Source organism: Mycobacterium sp. ML4, assembly GCF_054515735.1.
In genome coordinates this window covers 22,039-38,250 of the sequence record NZ_JBTNSY010000006.1, presented here as the reverse complement: position 1 = coordinate 38,250, position 16,212 = coordinate 22,039, and the positions used below count along the sequence as shown (strand labels likewise).

At 67.5% G+C, this 16,212-nt stretch carries 20 protein-coding genes and 1 riboswitch; of the genes, 10 read left to right on the top strand and 10 right to left on the bottom strand.

What is annotated here, in order from left to right:
* Positions 1–1,566, top strand: a complete 1,566-nt coding sequence (locus tag ACX9NE_RS08015) for an alkaline phosphatase family protein (protein WP_459377717.1) — start codon at positions 1–3, stop codon at positions 1,564–1,566.
* A gap of 17 nt (positions 1,567–1,583) precedes the next feature.
* Here ACX9NE_RS08015 and ACX9NE_RS08010 read toward each other — a convergent pair whose 3' ends face one another.
* Positions 1,584–2,228 carry an LON peptidase substrate-binding domain-containing protein gene (locus ACX9NE_RS08010; protein WP_459361156.1) on the bottom strand — a complete coding sequence of 215 codons (645 nt, stop codon included), beginning with the start codon at positions 2,226–2,228 and terminating at the stop codon, positions 1,584–1,586.
* A gap of 9 nt (positions 2,229–2,237) precedes the next feature.
* The gene (locus tag ACX9NE_RS08005) at positions 2,238–2,834 is read right to left on the bottom strand and encodes a TetR family transcriptional regulator (RefSeq protein ID WP_459361155.1); all 597 of its coding nucleotides are present in this window, start codon (positions 2,832–2,834) and stop codon (positions 2,238–2,240) included.
* 21 nt (positions 2,835–2,855) lie between these two features.
* Between ACX9NE_RS08005 and ACX9NE_RS08000 the strand changes: the two genes are divergently transcribed.
* Positions 2,856–3,242, top strand: coding sequence for an SRPBCC family protein (locus tag ACX9NE_RS08000; RefSeq protein WP_459361154.1), 387 nt, complete (start codon positions 2,856–2,858; stop codon positions 3,240–3,242).
* 73 nt (positions 3,243–3,315) lie between these two features.
* Here ACX9NE_RS08000 and ACX9NE_RS07995 read toward each other — a convergent pair whose 3' ends face one another.
* The 4 genes from ACX9NE_RS07995 to ACX9NE_RS07980 are packed head-to-tail and all read right to left on the bottom strand — an operon-like array spanning position 3,316 to position 6,000.
* On the bottom strand, positions 3,316–4,446 hold the full coding sequence (locus ACX9NE_RS07995; RefSeq protein ID WP_459361351.1) for a glutamate--cysteine ligase: 1,131 nt from the start codon (positions 4,444–4,446) through the stop codon (positions 3,316–3,318).
* A 13-nt stretch (positions 4,447–4,459) separates the two neighbouring features.
* Entirely contained in the window at positions 4,460–5,158 is a 699-nt protein-coding gene (gene sodC / locus ACX9NE_RS07990; protein WP_459361153.1) for a superoxide dismutase[Cu-Zn], read from the bottom strand.
* Between the two features lie 38 nt (positions 5,159–5,196).
* On the bottom strand, positions 5,197–5,667 hold the full coding sequence (locus ACX9NE_RS07985) for a LytR C-terminal domain-containing protein (protein ID WP_459361152.1): 471 nt from the start codon (positions 5,665–5,667) through the stop codon (positions 5,197–5,199).
* A 24-nt stretch (positions 5,668–5,691) separates the two neighbouring features.
* Complete coding sequence (locus ACX9NE_RS07980; RefSeq protein WP_459361151.1) at positions 5,692–6,000, bottom strand: DUF3263 domain-containing protein; 309 nt, start codon at positions 5,998–6,000, stop codon at positions 5,692–5,694.
* Positions 6,001–6,272: 272 nt separating this feature from the next.
* Between ACX9NE_RS07980 and ACX9NE_RS07975 the strand changes: the two genes are divergently transcribed.
* The 3 genes from ACX9NE_RS07975 (at position 6,273) to ACX9NE_RS07965 (ending at position 8,234) form a co-directional block, all read left to right on the top strand.
* Positions 6,273–6,869: a peptide deformylase gene (locus ACX9NE_RS07975; RefSeq protein ID WP_459361150.1), complete on the top strand. Its 597-nt coding sequence runs from the start codon at positions 6,273–6,275 to the stop codon at positions 6,867–6,869.
* Between the two features lie 54 nt (positions 6,870–6,923).
* The gene (locus ACX9NE_RS07970; protein WP_459361350.1) at positions 6,924–7,730 is read left to right on the top strand and encodes an exodeoxyribonuclease III; all 807 of its coding nucleotides are present in this window, start codon (positions 6,924–6,926) and stop codon (positions 7,728–7,730) included.
* 63 nt (positions 7,731–7,793) lie between these two features.
* Complete coding sequence (locus ACX9NE_RS07965; protein ID WP_459361149.1) at positions 7,794–8,234, top strand: hypothetical protein; 441 nt, start codon at positions 7,794–7,796, stop codon at positions 8,232–8,234.
* 25 nt (positions 8,235–8,259) lie between these two features.
* Here ACX9NE_RS07965 and ACX9NE_RS07960 read toward each other — a convergent pair whose 3' ends face one another.
* Complete coding sequence (locus ACX9NE_RS07960; protein WP_459361148.1) at positions 8,260–8,478, bottom strand: Rv1535 domain-containing protein; 219 nt, start codon at positions 8,476–8,478, stop codon at positions 8,260–8,262.
* 60 nt (positions 8,479–8,538) lie between these two features.
* Here ACX9NE_RS07960 and ACX9NE_RS07955 point away from each other — a divergent pair, with 60 nt between their 5' ends.
* Positions 8,539–8,820: a hypothetical protein gene (locus tag ACX9NE_RS07955; RefSeq protein WP_459361147.1), complete on the top strand. Its 282-nt coding sequence runs from the start codon at positions 8,539–8,541 to the stop codon at positions 8,818–8,820.
* A 36-nt stretch (positions 8,821–8,856) separates the two neighbouring features.
* Here ACX9NE_RS07955 and ACX9NE_RS07950 read toward each other — a convergent pair whose 3' ends face one another.
* Both ACX9NE_RS07950 and ACX9NE_RS07945 read right to left on the bottom strand, forming a co-directional pair.
* Entirely contained in the window at positions 8,857–9,207 is a 351-nt protein-coding gene (locus tag ACX9NE_RS07950; protein ID WP_459361146.1) for an STAS domain-containing protein, read from the bottom strand.
* Positions 9,208–9,314: 107 nt separating this feature from the next.
* Positions 9,315–9,956 (bottom strand): PAS and ANTAR domain-containing protein, encoded by a 642-nt coding sequence (locus ACX9NE_RS07945; RefSeq protein ID WP_459361349.1) that lies wholly within the window; start codon positions 9,954–9,956, stop codon positions 9,315–9,317.
* Positions 9,957–10,123: 167 nt separating this feature from the next.
* Between ACX9NE_RS07945 and ACX9NE_RS07940 the strand changes: the two genes are divergently transcribed.
* From ACX9NE_RS07940 to ACX9NE_RS07925, 4 genes are all read left to right on the top strand, one after another.
* Positions 10,124–11,674 (top strand): PE family protein, encoded by a 1,551-nt coding sequence (locus tag ACX9NE_RS07940; RefSeq protein ID WP_459361145.1) that lies wholly within the window; start codon positions 10,124–10,126, stop codon positions 11,672–11,674.
* Positions 11,675–11,759: 85 nt separating this feature from the next.
* Positions 11,760–11,870: riboswitch (TPP riboswitch) on the top strand.
* Positions 11,862–13,496: a phosphomethylpyrimidine synthase ThiC gene (gene thiC / locus ACX9NE_RS07935; RefSeq protein WP_459361144.1), complete on the top strand. Its 1,635-nt coding sequence runs from the start codon at positions 11,862–11,864 to the stop codon at positions 13,494–13,496. It overlaps the preceding riboswitch by 9 nt.
* Positions 13,493–14,335 (top strand): bifunctional hydroxymethylpyrimidine kinase/phosphomethylpyrimidine kinase, encoded by an 843-nt coding sequence (thiD, locus tag ACX9NE_RS07930; RefSeq protein WP_459361143.1) that lies wholly within the window; start codon positions 13,493–13,495, stop codon positions 14,333–14,335. Before thiC ends, thiD begins: the two co-directional genes overlap by 4 nt.
* Entirely contained in the window at positions 14,332–14,970 is a 639-nt protein-coding gene (locus ACX9NE_RS07925; protein WP_459361142.1) for an alpha/beta hydrolase family protein, read from the top strand. The genes thiD and ACX9NE_RS07925 overlap by 4 nt, the downstream gene beginning before the upstream one ends.
* On the opposite strand, the gene ACX9NE_RS07920 is transcribed toward ACX9NE_RS07925, so the two are convergent.
* The gene (locus ACX9NE_RS07920) at positions 14,867–16,156 is read right to left on the bottom strand and encodes a TetR/AcrR family transcriptional regulator (protein WP_459361141.1); all 1,290 of its coding nucleotides are present in this window, start codon (positions 16,154–16,156) and stop codon (positions 14,867–14,869) included. The genes ACX9NE_RS07925 and ACX9NE_RS07920 overlap by 104 nt on opposite strands.
* Positions 16,157–16,212: the final 56 nt, after the last annotated feature.

The following is a 16,212-nucleotide window of genomic DNA, read 5'->3' as shown; positions in this document are numbered from 1 at the left end:
ATGAGCCAGAACCTGCTGATCAACCCGGGCTTCGAAATCGCCAGCCCGTCCACCTCCGGCTTCAGCTCGGTCACTTTTCCGGGCTGGACGGTGAGCGGCACCCCCACCATCATCCCGTACGGCACACCGCGCAGCTATCCGTCGCCGGTATCGTTCCCGTTCCCGGACCTGCCGGGTTTCCTGGGTTTCCCGGCCAGCCCGCCGCCGGGTGCCGGCAACAACTTCGCCGGCGGCGGACCGGTGGCCACGTCCACCATCAGTCAAACCGTCGACCTGACCGCCGCGTCCGCCAAGATCAACACGGGCACCACTCCCTACACGCTGAGCGGCTTGCTCGGCGGCGCGCTCATCGACCCGTCCTCGACGTCGGTGCAGGTGACATTCCTCAACCCCAACGGAGTCACCCTGGGTACCGGCTCGATCGGACCGGTCAGCGCGCTGGATCGCCTGGCAATGACCGGGTTCCAGACACGGGACGTCTCAGGGACGATCCCGGCGGGCACCACCTCCGCGGTGGTGACCGCGACCTTCACCGACCGCAACCCGGTGCTGGGAAACTACAACAACGCCTACGCCGACAACCTGTCGTTCACCGTCGGCGACCCCAACCTCGTCGCGCCGCTGCTCACCCAACCGCACTCGAACGTCGGCCAACTGGACCACGTGTTTCTGATCTACATGGAGAACAAGGGGGCCGGCGACATCATCGGCAGCGTCAACGCGCCCTACCTCAACAGCCTGATCAACAGCTACGGATATGCCAACAACTACTACGCGTTAGGCCACCCCAGCGATCCCAATTACTTCCGGATCATGGGTGGATCGGACTTCGGGCTGATCTACAACGCTCCCCCGAACTCCATCAACGCACCCAGCCTCATGGAGGAAATGGATGCCGCGAACATCTCCTGGGCCGGCTACGCGCAGAGCATGCCCTACCCGGGCGCCATCGTGTCTTCGGGTGACTACTCCGTCGACGCACTGCCCTTCGCCAATTACAGCTACGTCTACAACAACACCCCCACCTACCTGCAGACGCACTTGCTGCCGCTGACCCAGTTGAGCACCGATCTGCAGAACCCTGGCACCACCCCGCGTTTCTCATGGATCGCCGCCAACGGGTCCAACAACATGGAGGGCCCCGTCGACTTCCCGGGTGGCGCCGCCAATTGGCTGGCCAGCCAGCTCACCACGAACCAATACAACGTCGCCGCCGGTGACCAGTTCCTCCAGCACACCGTGTCCAGCATCCAAAGCTCGCCAGCCTGGAACACCGTGGGTCAGAAGGATGCCATCATCATCACGTTCGACGAGGACTACAACAACCTGTCACTGGGCATCGGCAATCAGGGTAACCACATTTCGACGATCGTGATTCCGAATCAGGGTGCGGTGGACTTCGGCAACATGAAGGGCGGCCCCTTCGTCAGCAACTCGTACTACAACCACTACAGCCTGATGAGCACTCTCGAATACGCCCTGGGTCCGGCGCCGAATGTTCGCCTCGACCCGCTAACAAGCAACGACATGTACGCCACTCCGATGAACGACTTCTGGAAGCCGTAACCGGCGACACAGGACGATCAGTCCGACAGCTGAAACTCCACCACCGCGATCACCGACTCCACGGCCTCGCGCAGCGCGGTCAGCCGGTCGGCCGCGGACGCCGCCGACAGCACCGCATAGCGGTCAGCCGGCCCCATCGGAACGCGGGACGCCAAGGCGTACAGCAGTTTTGACGGCTCGGCGGCGTCGTCGCCTGCGTAGTCGAACAACACGTCGCGCTGCGGCAGCTCGATTCCTCGCACCTCGGCGATCCGCTCGAACAGCGCCCACACCCGGTCCTCGACATCGCCGAACTCGGCGGCGGTCACCGGCGGCCCTGGCTCGTCGGGCCACAGCCGCACCCGGGCCCGCGGGTACGGATCGTCGGGCAGCCACTCCGCCACCTGGATGCGTTCGCCCATCCGGCAGTGCAGCGCATACCGCCCCTCGCCGCCGTCGGCGTAGTCGTCGATCGCGGCCAGCGTTCCTACGTCACAGCGCCCGTCACCGCCGCCGACCTCGCGGCCGCGGGAGATCAGCACCACCCCGAACCGCGGTTCGGGTCTGTCCAGGCAGTCCCGCACCAGCGCGGTGTAGCGCGGCTCGAAGATGCGCAGTGGCAGGTCCTCACCCGGCAGCAGCACCGATTCGAGCGGAAACATCGGCAGTTCAATAGGTTTCATCAGGCCGCCTCATTCCTTCTCACCATAACTATGCAGCACGGCTCGGGCAGCGGCCGCGACATCGTGCTCCAGCCACGCGGGCAACGGATCGTCGTAGGCGTGGCGCCGCACCACTGCATAGGGCAGGTCGGATACGGCACGGTACACCGCATCGAGAGCGCGCGGACCGTCGCTTCCGTAAAGCTGTTGCGCCAACTCCCGCACCCGCTGCGCCAACGGCGCGTTCATCGCAGCCAGTGTCTCCCGGAAGGCCCCGTCAGACTGACGATCTACCAGGTCCCCGGGTCGGATGGTCAACAGCAACCGCGCATCGTCGGGAAGCTCGCGGGCGAATCCGATGGCCGCCACGGCCATCGCCGTGGCGCGATCGGCAGCCGTACCGCCCGCGGCGGCGAGAGCGCGCTGCTGAAACCGGTCCAGCGCCCGCAACCACGTGGCGATCACAACGCCGTCGCGGTTGCCGAAACGGTGATACAGCGTGCCCGCCGGGGCGCCACTGGCCTTGGCGATCGCTGCAACGCTGGCCGCCCGTGGGCCCGCGGTCAGCACCAGCGTCCGGGTGGCGTCCAGAATGACGTCGGTTTCGTGCTTCCGCGGGGGTGCCACGATCTAGTATGATCCTTTTATATGGAACGATTACCCTATATCGATGAGCATGCTATCGCGGTTAACGCCGCACCGGCCGAAGCCTGGGCGGCGTTGCTGCATACGATGTGTCGCGACCCCGGTGATCCCGCCACGGTGCCCATCGGGTTCACACTGGAAGAGGCCACACCGCCGCGCCGGTTGGCACTCAAAGGCCGGCACTGGTTCGCGAAGTACCGCCTGGTCTTCGAGGTGGATCCGGAGCGCGACGGTGTCCGGTTGCGCGCGTTGACCTTCGCGGACTTTCCCGGGCTGCGCGGCACGGTGTATCGGGCACTGGTCATCGGCAGCGGCGGGCACCGGATCGTGGTGCGCCGGATGCTGCGGCGCGTCGCAGCCAACGCCAACGGAAATCGAGTGTGCGCTTAGCGTTTCGACAGTGCATCCACTGCGGCGAGATCGCGAAATTTCGACAGTGTGAGCACACTCGAATCCGTGAGCGTCAGATATCCAACTCGGCGACCAGTGCGTCGACGACCGAGCGCAAGTCGCCATCGTGCTCCTCGGCCACCCGGCGCTGACGTTGGTATGACCCGCCGCGGCGCGGAATGTCGGCCACTGCGGCCAATTCGTCAGAACACTTGAGCGACTTGGCGATCGGCTCCAGACGGTTCAGCACATCGTCGAGGTCCTCGGTGACCAGCCGCTCGTTGCTGTCGGCGTCCAGGATGATCACCGCGTCCAGCCCGTATCGGGCCGCTCGCCACTTGTTCTCCTGGACATGCCAGGGCGGCATGGTGGGCAGCGGCTGGTCGGCCTCCAGCCGGCGGTCCAGGTCGACGATCAGGCAGTGCGTCAGTGCGACCAGCGCACCCAGCTCCCGCAGGTTGGACACGCCGTCGCAGATCCGCACCTCGAGCGTGCCGAGATGCGGGGAAGGCCTGATATCCCAACGGACTTCGTCGACGTGATCGATGATGCCGGTCTTCTTCTGGTCGTAAACGAAGCCTTCGAACTCCGACCAGGTCTGAAATTGGAACGGCAGCCCGGCGGTGGGCAACTGCTGAAACATCATTGACCGATTGCTCGCATACCCGGTGTCCTCGCCGCCCCACCACGGCGACGACGCCGACAACGCCAACAGGTGCGGGTAGTGGTTGAGCAGCGACGACATGATCGGCATGACCTTGTTGGCCGACGAGATCCCGACGTGCACGTGCACTCCCCAGATCAGCATCTGACGGCCCCACCACTGGGTGCGCTTGATCAGCTCGGCGTAACGCGGTGCGTCGGTCAGCTTCTGGTTGGACCACTGCGCGAACGGGTGGGTGCCGGCGCAGAACAGCTCCATGCCCCGGTCGCGCACGATCTGACGGGCGGGACCCAGGGTGTCGCGCAGGTCCTGCATCGCCTCGGCGGAGTTTTCGCAGATGCCGCTGACGATTTCGACCGTGTTGCGGAGCAGTTCCTGGTGCACACGCGGGTTCTCGCCAATTTCTGCGATGACGGCGGTGGCCTCGTTGCTCAGGTCCCGCGTCCGTGCGTCGACGAGGGCGAACTCCCATTCCACGCCCACGGTGGGGCGGGGCGAGCGGGCGAAGTCGATGTGGCTACGCGCCCTGCTGGACGGCAGGCTGCCCGGACCCTTACCCGGACCCAATGACACCGCACGCCACCCGCTTGCCGGCGTCACCGGTTGTCATCGTCGTCTCGTCCGGACCTGGGGTCCCGTCGTTCTGCTTGTAGCGATCGGCCGGAATGTTGGCGAAGTTGTCCGCGCCCGCGTGGATGATGATGGCGGTCTTGCTGCCAGACGTCAGGTCGTCCATCGTGAACGCGTCCGTGGTGGTCACCAGCATCCCGGACCCGTCCTTGCGCACCTGCAACGGCGGCAGATCACCGCTGGAAGGGCTGGTGGATCCGGGCAGCTGCAAATGTCCACCGGCCGAAAGGAAGTTGCCGGGCGGGCCGCCGGTCGGGGCGACCGAGTTGGGCTCACACTTGCCCACCTTGTGCACGTGCATGCCGTGGAAGCCGGGCGAGAGCACACCGGTGCCGGTCGTCGCGACCGTCACGGTCGCGTAGCCGTTGGCGAACTCGAACCTCGCCGTGGCGATCTGTGCGCCGTCAGGCCCCTTCAAAACAGTCATCAACGTCTGCGCCGACGCACCGGCTTGCGGACTCGGCGTCGCCTCCTGACGACCCGCGGTCGACGGCGCCGGGGATCCCGTCCAGACCGACGGGGTGGTACCCGGTGTCGTCGTCGCGTGCTGGGGCGACGAGCACGCGCTCACCAGCGCGACGCACGTGACGGATGCGACTTTCAAACCGGCAAGCTTCGACATAGCGCAGAGCCTAACCTGGCGACAGCGAGAGCTCAGCGTCAACCCATCACCAAAACGATGACGCCGGGCGGCTGGTCGGAAAGCGCGGAGATGCGCTTCTCCACCGGCGCCCCCAGCTTCTTGCCGACTGCGTCCGCGGTCGCCTTCTCGCTGTCTTCGCCGTAGTAGACGGTGGTGGCCGAGACCTCGGAAACCGATAGGTTGGTGACCTCGGTGACCTTGAAACCGGCCGCCTTGAGCTCGTCGGCCGTGGCCTTGGCGATGCCTTCCTTCGACGAGATGTTGTAGATGCGCACCTCGGACTCGTTCGCTGCGGGCCTGGTGCTGGCCGACGATGCCGTCGCGGTGCTGCTGGACACGGTCGTGACCGGTGATGCGTCGTCGTCGGACTTGCCGGACGAGTCCAGGGCCTGCCAGCCGAGCAACAGGAAAATGACACCAAGGAACAACAGCACCATCACCATGGCCCGCAGGGGAAGCCCGGAAGAATCCGGTACGCGCTCGTTCATCGAGCCCACTGTAGCCCGGGGTCGTCAGGTCACTTCGAAGCCGAGGCGCCGCGCGGCCCGGGCTTTTTGCCGGCTGGCACGCAGTCGCCGCAGCCGCTTCACGAGCATCGGGTCGGCCGCCAACGCCTCGGGCCGGTCGACGAGCGCGTTGAGCACCTGGTAGTAACGGGTCGCCGACATCGAGAACAGCTCCTTGATGGCCTCTTCCTTCACCCCGGCGAACTTCCACCACTGCCGTTCGAAAGCCAGGATGTCGTGTTCGCGACGGGTCAGCCCGTCGGCGATCTCAGAGTTGTCCCCCGATCGGTCTGCCCGCGCCATGGCGCTGTCCATATCGCTTCCCCTGGACCCTTCCGGCGAATACTCGATTTACTCGAATGACCTGACCTACATAGGGGCATTCTCCGGCGATTATTGAAACACGCCGGCATTCCCCGGGCTGGAAACCGGACCCGCGAGTCGGCCCATTGCTTTGTGGTACGGACGGCCCGCGGCCGGCAGCATGCCTGGCAGAAGGGCTTTATGCCCGCCCGGCGGACGGTTTGGTCACACTTGCCGCGGCCCATTCCGGGCGGCCGGCTCGACACGCTTTAAGCTAGCCGACCATGGTCGTCGTACCCATCCGCATCGTGGGTGATCCCGTTTTGCACACCCCGACGACGCCGGTCCCGGTCGGTGCCGACGGGTCGTTGCCGGCCGAGCTGCCTGAGCTGATCAAGACCATGTACGACACCATGGACGCCGCTCACGGCGTCGGGTTGGCCGCCAACCAGATCGGCTACGGATTGCGGGTGTTCGTCTATGACTGTTCCGACGACCGCGAGCTGACCAACCGCCGCCGCGGCGTCGTGATCAACCCGGTGCTGGAGACCTCCGAAATCCCGGAAACCATGCCGTCGGCCGGGCACGACGACGACGAAGGGTGCCTATCTGTCCCGGGCGAGTCCTTCCCCACCGGTCGCGCCGACTGGGCGCGGGTCACCGGACTGGACGCCGACGGAAAGCCCGTCTCGATCGAGGGCACCGGCTTGTTCGCCCGCATGCTGCAGCACGAGACCGGGCACCTGGACGGGTTCCTGTACGTTGACTGCCTGATCGGCCGGCACGCCCGCGCCGCGAAACGGGCGATCAAGTCGCACGGCTGGGGGGTTCCCGGCCTGTCCTGGCTGCCGGGCGAGGGACCGGACCCGTTCGGTCACTGATGGTCTAGGAGACAACCGATGCCCGACGGCACGCCGGAAGCCGGCACCCCACTGGTGCGGCTGGCCACCTGGAATGTGAACTCGATCCGCACCCGCCTGGACCGCGTCGTCGACTGGCTCGATCGCGCCCAGGTCGACGTCCTGGCGATGCAGGAGAACAAATGCTCGGACACCCAGTTTCCCGCGCTGCCGCTGATCGAACGTGGCTACGAGGTCGCGCACGTCGGTTTCAATCAGTGGAACGGAGTTGCCATCGCATCCCGCGTCGGTCTCGACGACGTCGAAGTCGGGTTCGAGGGTCAACCGACCTGGAGCAGTAAGCCGGACGTCGCAGCCGCCTCCGAGGCCCGGGCGGTGGGTGCCACGTGCGGCGGCGTGCGGGTATGGAGCCTCTACGTACCCAACGGTCGCGCGCTCGACGATCCGCACTACACATACAAGCTGGATTGGCTTGCCGCGCTTCGTAATACGGCCGCCGGTTGGTTGCAGACCGATCCTTCGGCGCCGATCGCCCTGGTGGGGGACTGGAACATCGCACCGACCGACGACGACGTCTGGAGCACCGAGTTCTACCAGGGCTGCACCCATGTCTCCGATCCGGAGCGGCAGGCGTTCAATGCGATCGTCGATGCCCAATTCACGGACGTGGTAAGACCTTTCACCCCGGGGCCAGGGGTGTACACGTACTGGGACTACACCCAGCTGCGCTTCCCGAAGAGGCAGGGCATGCGGATCGATTTCATCCTCGGCTCGCCGGCGTTGGCCGCTCGGGTGGTGGACGCGCAGATCGTCCGGGAGGAACGCAAAGGCAAGGCGCCCAGCGACCATGCACCGGTGCTGGTCGACCTGCGAGCCGATTGAAAATCTGGTCTTGCGCGCGTCATAGGGGTATACAAACAGGTAAACCTAGGCCAGGGAGTCAATATGGGTGTCGTCGATCGAACGGTGCGGGGTGTTGGTCGAACGGTAAGTCGTGCCGCCACGGCGACGACGTCGGCGGCCGGTGCGGTGGGTGGCGCCGCCGTCAACGGCTTCGTCGGCGGGGTCAAGGGCGCGGCCGAAGGAATCCAGCACGGGCTCAGTACCGGTAGCAAGTCCACTCCGGCAGCGGCTCTGGCCATCGGCGCGATCGGCGCGGCCGGTCTGGTCGAGTGGCCGATCCTGTTGGCCGTCGGCGGTGGTGCTCTGTTGCTGCGCAAGCTGAGCCACCCCGCGGAGCCGCCCGTGCAACTTGCGCAGCCGACGAAGGCCAAGCTGGCACCGGTGCCCGACGAGCCGGAACCGAAAAAGGCACCCGCCAAGACCGCGGCGAAGAAGACGACCGGGCGCAGGGCCGGCACCAGCGACCTGCGCAGCACCAACTGACCTGACGAGGCGTTGATTCAGGCGGTCAGCCCGTTGCCCGGGTGTACTCCGGTCGAGACGGCACCGGCGCCGGGTACCGTCGCACTCCCGATCGTCGTGAAGCCCGCCGGGGCGCCCGTTCCGTCGTCACGACCTCCAACAAGCCGACACGCCACAACAGCGCATAGAGTTCGGTCAAGGGCCCCCTCAGCAACACGGCGAACGACGCCGCTAGCGGGTCGGTCGGGTGTTCTGTCGTCGTCATATCACCGACGGTGACCCCACCAACCGGCAGGACGGCAAAGCCGACGTTACCGAAAGGCAAATGATGGCGGAAAAGAAAGAACGCCGGCACACCCCACACCGCGAGGCGGTGGACCAGATCCGGGCCGGGCACACCTTCGTGGTGAACCTGCCGTTGGTGGGGCGGGTGACCGTTCCGCCGCCCGAGCAGCTGGCCTACTACGCGGGCCTGGCAGCCCTGGCAGCCGTCGAGCTGATCGACTGGCCGGTCGCCCTGGTCATCGGCACCGGACACCTGCTGGCCAGTAATCACCACAGCCAGATCTTGGAAGAGATCGGCGAAGCTTTAGAAGAAGCCGACTAGCAGACCCCTGGAAACCGCCCTCGCCAGCGGGCGCAATCATCGTTGCAACGCGTCAGAAACTGTCGGATGGATGTCGAAGATCCGGTGCAACTCGGTCACCGTGATCGGCTGCAGCACCTGGGGGTGGTCGGCCACCAGCCGAACCGCCGTTCCAGCTGCCCGGCCTGCCTCGTGACACTCGAGCATCGCATTCAAACCGGCGCTGCCGAAGAAGTTCACCGCCGTGAGGTCGGCGATCAGCAGGCGCGACGGGTGCGTCGCGGCGACGTCGAGTGCGGCGGTCAATTGACCGCGCAGCTGGTCCACCGTGCTGGAGTCGACATCACCTTCGACGGTCACAATTACCGCTTCCTCGCCCGATTCATGCCCGACCCCTAGCAAATCCATCGCTTACCCGCCTGAATGTGTCATGTTCCGGCCGGTGGCTGAGGCGCGGATGCCCGAATCCGCTGCCTAACCCGTCCCAGATAGTGGAGCCTAACGCCCCATCAGCCTCAGGCGTCGTCGGGGACGCGCTCGTGCACCGTCAGCAACAGATGGTCGAACTGGCTCTGCGCGCTGTTGGACGGGCTGCCCATCGACCTGACCTCGTCGAGCAGCTGCTTGGCCAGCCCGCGCAGCTTGGTGTTGGTCTCCTGCGATCGCCACTGCAACACGCGAAACGCCTGCTCGGCACTCACCCGGTAGACGTACATCAGTACGCCCTTGGCCTGCTCGATCGCCGCGCGGTTGTCGAACAGGTCCGGCAGGGCCTCGTCCAGCACCTCCTGGCGGGCCTCGTCGAAGCTGTTGGTCAGGTCGATGTAGTGCCCGGCGGTGCCCAGCACCGCACCGTTGTCGTCCAGCATGCGGTCGGCCACGACGATCGCGTCGTGCACGGTGCCGCCGGTATCGATGAACCGGTGCCGGCTCGAGAACGGCTCCCCCGACTGCAGCGCGTAATCCAGCAGATCCTGCACATGGGCTCGGTCATCCGGATGTTTGTGCGACATCAGCAGCTTGGTGGTGGGCTCCACCGATCCCGGCTCGTAGCCGTGCATGCGGGCCATCTCGTCAGACCACTCCCAGCGTTGCCCGACGAACCAGAAACGGAAGCTGCCGACACTGAGGTAGGGCCTGGCTCCGGCGGGCAGCACGGGACTCGCCGTCCGTTCGCGACCCTCCGTCTGCACATTGGCATCATCCCATCACGCGCCGGTGACGGCCACTCCACGTCCGGGCCCCCGACCGTCGGCAACATCGTGACCTGCACGTTCAATAACTACGCAGGAACTGCGCAACACCGCTGCCAGAAGGTGTCCCCATGTCGTATGTGATCGCAGCTCCCGAACTGGTTGTAGCGGCGGCGACGGACCTGGCGAACGTCGCTGCCACCATCAGCAATGCCAACACCGCGGCGGCGATCGGCACCGGGACACTACTGTCCGCTGGAACCGACGAGATCTCGGTGGCGCTCGCCGCCCTGTTCAATGGACACGCCCAGGAATATCAAGCGGTCAGCGCCCGGGCGGCGGCGTTCCACGCTCAATTCGTCCAGACCCTCTCGGCGGGCGCCGGAGCCTACGCCGGTGCGGAGTCATCCAATGTCGCACAGGTCGCGCTCGACGCGATCAATGCGCCCGCGCGCATGCTGCTGGGCCGGCCGCTGATCGGGGACGGCAACGCCGCGACAACGCCCGGCGGCGACGGCGAAGCCGGCGGCATCCTGTTCGGCAGCGGCGGCAATGGTGCGGCTGGTGCGGTCGGCCGCAACGGCGGAAACGGCGGCGCCGCCGGTCTGTTCGGCAACGGCGGAGCGGGCGGAACCGGCGGTATAGGCGCGGCCGGCGGCAACGGCGGCAACGGCGGCTGGTTGTTCGGCAACGGCGGCCCGGGTGGGACCGGCGGAGCGGGCGCCGCGGGCTGGGGCAGCGGCCCCGGCGGGTTCGGCGGCACCGGCGGTGCCGGCGGCGGCGCCGGGCTGTTCGGGCACGGCGGTACCGGCGGAATGGGCGGAGTCGGTGGCCCCGGCTCCGCGGGCGCCGGCGGCGACGGCGGTTTCGGCGGGCACGGCGGGTCAGGTGGTGTGCTCTACGGCGACGGCGGCGCCGGCGGTGGCGGCGGTGCCGGCGGAGATGGCGTGGTCCAGCAGCGCGCCGGGCTCGGCGGGGGCGGCGGAGTCGGCGGTTCGGCCCAGTTGTTCGGCGCCGGCGGCGCCGGAGGCGCCGGTGGCGTAGGCGGTGGCGGGACGACCGATGGCGGCACCGGCGGAAACGGCGGCGATGCCGGCCGCGGCGGATTCCTCTACGGCAACGGCGGGGCCGGAGGCGCCGGCGGCGACGGTGGGGCCGGGACCGCCGGCGGCGGCGCAAGCGGCGGTCACGGCGGCAACGGCGGTCTGAGCGGCCAGATCGGTAACGGCGGGAACGGCGGTGCCGGCGGAAACGGCACTTCCAGCAGCCTGGCGCCGCGCAACGGCGGGACCGGCGGCGCCGGCGGCTACGGGGGCGACGCCAAACTGCTCGGCAACGGCGGCATCGGCGGAGCCGGCGGATTCGCCGGCGACGGCGGCACCGTCGGCGGCATCGGCGGGACCGGAGGCGGGGGCGGCAACGGCGGTCACAGCGGACTGTTCGGCAGCGGCGGCGCAGGCGGGACCGGCAGAGGCGGCGGCAGGGGCTACTTCGCCGGCGGGGGTGGCAACGGCGGAGAGGGCGGCGACGCGATCGGGCTGTTCGGCAACGGAGGCAACGGCGGCGCCCCGGGTGCCGGCGGCACCGCTGCCGGGCTCGGCGCTCCCGACGGCCCCAATGGCACCGGCGGGCACGGCGGTATGAAAGCTCTGCTGTTCGGCACCCCCGGCCTGCCCGGCTGAAGCCGAGCGCCCCCGGGTGTCTCCGGATCCACGGTCGCATAAAGACATGGCCTACCGCCCTGCGCTAGCGTGGGAGACATCCAACCGAAAATGACACGGGAGCGCACGCCCGGTGCGCTGAGAGGACGGCTCGGGGCCGTCGACCGTACGAACCTGACCGGGTAATGCCGGCGTAGGGAGATGCAGGATGACCGTAACCATCGAACCTCAGGTGACCACCGGACCCATCGCGGGCAGCAGCAAGGTCTACCGTGACGTGGAAAGCATTTCCGGGATGCGCGTCCCGTTCCGGCGCGTGCACTTGTCCACCGGTGACCATTTCGATCTCTACGACACCTCCGGGCCCTACACCGACGACAACGCGGTGATCGACCTGACCGCCGGCCTGCCGCCGCGCCCCGGCGTGGTCCGCGACCGCGGCACCCAGTTGCAGCGCGCCCGCGCCGGTGAGATCACCGCGGAGATGGCGTTCATCGCCGCCCGGGAAGGGCTGCCCGCGGAGTTGGTACGCGACGAGGTGGCTCGCGGCCGCGCCGTCATCCCGGCCAACCACAACCACCCCGAGAGCGAACCGATGATCATCGGCAAGGCGTTCGCGGTGAAGGTGAACGCCAACATCGGCAACTCGGCCGTCACGTCCTCGATCGCCGAGGAGGTCGACAAGATGGTGTGGGCCACCCGCTGGGGTGCGGACACCATCATGGACCTGTCCACCGGCAAGAACATCCACGAAACCCGTGAGTGGATCCTGCGCAACTCCCCGGTGCCGGTCGGTACCGTGCCGATCTACCAGGCGCTGGAGAAGGTCAAGGGCGATCCGACGGAACTGACCTGGGAGCTCTACCGCGACACCGTGCTCGAACAGTGCGAGCAGGGCGTGGACTACATGACCGTGCACGCCGGAGTGCTGCTGCGCTACGTCCCGCTGACCGCCAAGCGGGTCACCGGCATCGTGTCGCGCGGCGGCTCCATCATGGCCGCCTGGTGCCTGGCGCATCACCGGGAGTCGTTCCTGTACACCAACTTCGAAGAACTCTGTGACATCCTGGCGCGCTACGACGTCACCTTCTCGCTGGGCGACGGGCTGCGGCCGGGCTCGATCGCGGACGCCAACGACGCCGCGCAGTTCGCCGAGCTGCGCACCCTGGGCGAGCTGACCAAGATCGCGAAAGCCCATGGCGTGCAGGTGATGATCGAGGGACCCGGTCACGTCCCGATGCACAAGATCGTCGAGAACGTGCGGCTGGAAGAGGAACTCTGCGAGGAGGCCCCCTTCTACACCCTCGGACCGCTGGCCACCGACATCGCACCGGCCTACGACCACATCACGTCGGCGATCGGCGCGGCCATCATCGCCCAGGCGGGCACCGCGATGCTGTGCTACGTCACACCCAAGGAGCACCTCGGCCTGCCGGACCGCAAGGACGTCAAGGACGGTGTGATCGCCTACAAGATCGCCGCACACGCCGGCGACCTCGCCAAGGGCCACCCGCATGCCCAGGATCGCGACAATGCGTTGTCGCAGGCGCGGTTCGAGTTCCGCTGGAACGACCAGTTCGCATTGTCCCTGGATCCCGACACCGCGCGGGAGTACCACGACGAGACGCTGCCCGCCGAGCCGGCCAAGACCGCGCACTTCTGCTCGATGTGCGGGCCGAAGTTCTGCTCCATGCGGATCACGCAGGACGTGCGGGACTTCGCCGCAAAGCACGGGCTCGAGACCGAGGAGGACGTCGAGGCCATGCTGGCCAACGGCATGGCCGAGAAGTCGCGTGAGTTCGCCGAGCACGGCAACCGGGTGTATCTCCCGCTGACCCAGTGAGTTCGGCGCCGCCACTGCTCCCGTTGGCGCCGCCGGGAACGACGCCGCCGCGGGTGCTGACCATCGCCGGGTCGGACTCCGGCGGTGGGGCCGGCATCCAGGCCGACCTGCGCACCATCGCGCTGCTCGGCGTGCATGGGTGCGTTGCGGTTACCGCAGTCACCGTCCAGAACACCCTGGGCGTCAACAGTATTCACGAAATCCCCGACGGCGTGGTGGCCGGCCAGATCGAGGCGGTTGTCACCGACATCGGTATTCAGGCCGCCAAGACCGGGATGCTGGCGTCGGCGTCCATCATCGAGGTGGTGGCGCATACCTGGCGCCGGCTGCACCTGACCGTGCCGCTGGTCGTCGACCCGGTGTGCGCGTCCATGCACGGGGATCCACTGCTGGCCGCCTCCGCGGTGGATTCGCTGTGCAACCAACTGTTTCCGTTGGCCACCCTGGTGACACCAAATCTGGATGAAGTGAAGCTGCTCGTCGATATCGAAGTCGTCGACGCCGATTCTCAGCGTGCCGCCGCCAAGGCACTGCATGCCCTGGGCCCGCGCTGGGCGCTGGTCAAGGGCGGGCACCTGCGGTCGTCGGACCGCAGCAGGGATCTGCTCTATGATGGCGCCGACTTCCATGAGTTCGACACCCCGCGACTACCCACCGGCAACGACCACGGCGGCGGCGACACGCTGGCCGCCGCGGTCGCCTGCGCACTGGCGCACGGGTACGAGATGCCCGATGCGGTCGCGTTCGGAAAGCGCTGGGTCACCGAATGCCTGCGCGCGGCCTATCCGTTGGGCGGGGGTCATGGACCCGTGTCGCCCCTGTTCCGGCTCCGCTCATGAGCGGCCTCGACGACATCGCCGGCGTCGCGCACCGGCCAGCGGATACCCCGCAAGGGGTGGCGGCACTTACTCACGGCGCCGGCGGCAATCGGGATTCCGCTCTGCTGCAACGCATTTGCGACGAGTGGGCACGCCGGGGCTGGCTGGCGGTGCGCTACAACCTGCCGTACCGGCGACGGCGCCCCAAGGGCCCGCCGTCCAACTCGGCCATGGCCGACCAGGCGGGCATCGTCGAGGCGATCGAATTGTGCCGCACGCTGGCCGACGGGCCGCTGGTGGCCGGCGGCCATTCCTACGGCGGCCGGCAGACCTCGATGGTGGTGGCCGCCCTCGAAGTCCCGGTTGACGTGTTGACGCTGTTCTCCTACCCGGTGCATCCGCCGGGCAAGCCGGAGCGCGCCCGCACCGAGCACCTGCCGAGCATCGCCGTGCCGACGGTGTTCACCCACGGCACCTCGGATCCGTTCGGCACCATCGCCGAACTACGTGCCGCCGCGGCCCTGATCCCGGCGCCCACCGAGATCGTCGAGATTACCGGCGCGCGGCACGATCTCGGCTCGAAGACCCTCGACGTGCCCGCGATGGCCGTGACAGCGGCGTTGCGTCTGCTTGGTCTGGCGGACCGAACAGCGTGACCTCCATCAGCTTTCGCACGCACGCCTGAAGATAGGCCGACTCGCCCATCCGGCCCAGATCGACCACCAGTGCCATCGCGGCGTGCACCAGGAAGCGCGCCTGCATCGCGGTGAGTGCCGGCCGGGCGGCCGTCAGCAACCGCACCCAGGAATCGATGGTGGACAGCTGCACGTTGTGCAGCAGCATCTGATCGGCGGGCGTCAGGTTGGCCCGCTCGGTGTAGTAGACCGCGCCAAGCTCGGGATTGGCGAACGAGGTTGCCACATAAGCGTCGATGAGCAGGGCCAACGCCTGCCGGGGTTCGGTGAGGGCACCCAGCACCGGCGACAGCTGCCCCGAGACCCGGTCAGCCGCCCTGCGCAGGCCGGTCGCCAGGATTTCGCACTTACCGGAGAAGTAACGGTATATCCCCGACACGGGCACCCCGGCAGCCTTGGCGATCTGGGCCATGCTGGTCTCGGAATATCCGCGGTCCCTGAACAGCATCATCGACGCGTGCAGCAGAGCTTCGTAGACGCCGGCATCCTCGGCGAACAGTCGCCAGGACGCCGGCCGCGGATGGACCTCACCCGGTTGCGGAAGTTCCGCGGCAAGAATCGCCGATGCCGCCTCGCCGAACAGGACCCGGATTTCGTCGGCCGCCAGGCGCGCGGGATGGTCGACGATGCTGCCGATCACGCTGAGCACCCCCGCCGACAGCAACCACCGCTGCCGGGAGTCCAGCGACGGCCGAATCTTGATGAGCGGCTTCTGAATTCGGCGATTGATCAGCTTCAGGTGGTCAGCCAGCGCGGCCTGGTCCCCGGCACGGAGGTAGCGCGCCTGCCAGCGATACAGGCCGCCGGAAGCTCGGTTGTCCAACGTCGCATTGATCAGCCCGGCGACGAGGCGCTCCTGCGTCGCCGTCGGGGCAGCACCGGGATCGTCAGTGCCGAGGTCGGTGGCATCGACCAGTTGCCGGCTCAAGGTCAGCACCGCACCACGGAAAAGGTCGTATTTGCCCGAATAGTGCCGGTAAAGCGCGGGAGCCGAGACCCCGACCCTGGCCGCGATGGTCTCCATGCTCACCGCGTGATAGCCCTGCGCGCTGAACGCCTCGGCCGACGCGCGGGCGATCTGCGCCTTGCGGTCCTTGGGCCGCCGGCGGACTGCCGGCGGTGCGCTCGGGCCGGACGGGCTGGACACCGCATCACTGTAGCCGGAATAACACTCCGCCGAGGGTGCCAGGGGTATCGCGGTTG

Excerpts from the sequence above, each read along its gene's own strand:
- ACX9NE_RS07960 (WP_459361148.1), bottom strand. The coding sequence starts at position 8,478 with ATGACGACGACAGAACACCCGACCGACCCGCTAGCGGCGTCGTTCGCC.
- sodC (WP_459361153.1), bottom strand. The coding sequence starts at position 5,158 with ATGTCGAAGCTTGCCGGTTTGAAAGTCGCATCCGTCACGTGCGTCGCG.
- ACX9NE_RS08010 (WP_459361156.1), bottom strand. The coding sequence starts at position 2,228 with ATGAAACCTATTGAACTGCCGATGTTTCCGCTCGAATCGGTGCTGCTG.
- ACX9NE_RS07925 (WP_459361142.1), top strand. The coding sequence starts at position 14,332 with ATGAGCGGCCTCGACGACATCGCCGGCGTCGCGCACCGGCCAGCGGAT.
- ACX9NE_RS07965 (WP_459361149.1), top strand. The coding sequence starts at position 7,794 with ATGGGTGTCGTCGATCGAACGGTGCGGGGTGTTGGTCGAACGGTAAGT.
- ACX9NE_RS07955 (WP_459361147.1), top strand. The coding sequence starts at position 8,539 with ATGATGGCGGAAAAGAAAGAACGCCGGCACACCCCACACCGCGAGGCG.
- ACX9NE_RS07975 (WP_459361150.1), top strand. The coding sequence starts at position 6,273 with ATGGTCGTCGTACCCATCCGCATCGTGGGTGATCCCGTTTTGCACACC.
- ACX9NE_RS07950 (WP_459361146.1), bottom strand. The coding sequence starts at position 9,207 with ATGGATTTGCTAGGGGTCGGGCATGAATCGGGCGAGGAAGCGGTAATT.
- ACX9NE_RS08015 (WP_459377717.1), top strand. The coding sequence starts at position 1 with ATGAGCCAGAACCTGCTGATCAACCCGGGCTTCGAAATCGCCAGCCCG.
- ACX9NE_RS07985 (WP_459361152.1), bottom strand. The coding sequence starts at position 5,667 with ATGAACGAGCGCGTACCGGATTCTTCCGGGCTTCCCCTGCGGGCCATG.
- thiC (WP_459361144.1), top strand. The coding sequence starts at position 11,862 with ATGACCGTAACCATCGAACCTCAGGTGACCACCGGACCCATCGCGGGC.
- ACX9NE_RS07980 (WP_459361151.1), bottom strand. The coding sequence starts at position 6,000 with ATGGACAGCGCCATGGCGCGGGCAGACCGATCGGGGGACAACTCTGAG.
- ACX9NE_RS07940 (WP_459361145.1), top strand. The coding sequence starts at position 10,124 with ATGTCGTATGTGATCGCAGCTCCCGAACTGGTTGTAGCGGCGGCGACG.
- ACX9NE_RS08000 (WP_459361154.1), top strand. The coding sequence starts at position 2,856 with ATGGAACGATTACCCTATATCGATGAGCATGCTATCGCGGTTAACGCC.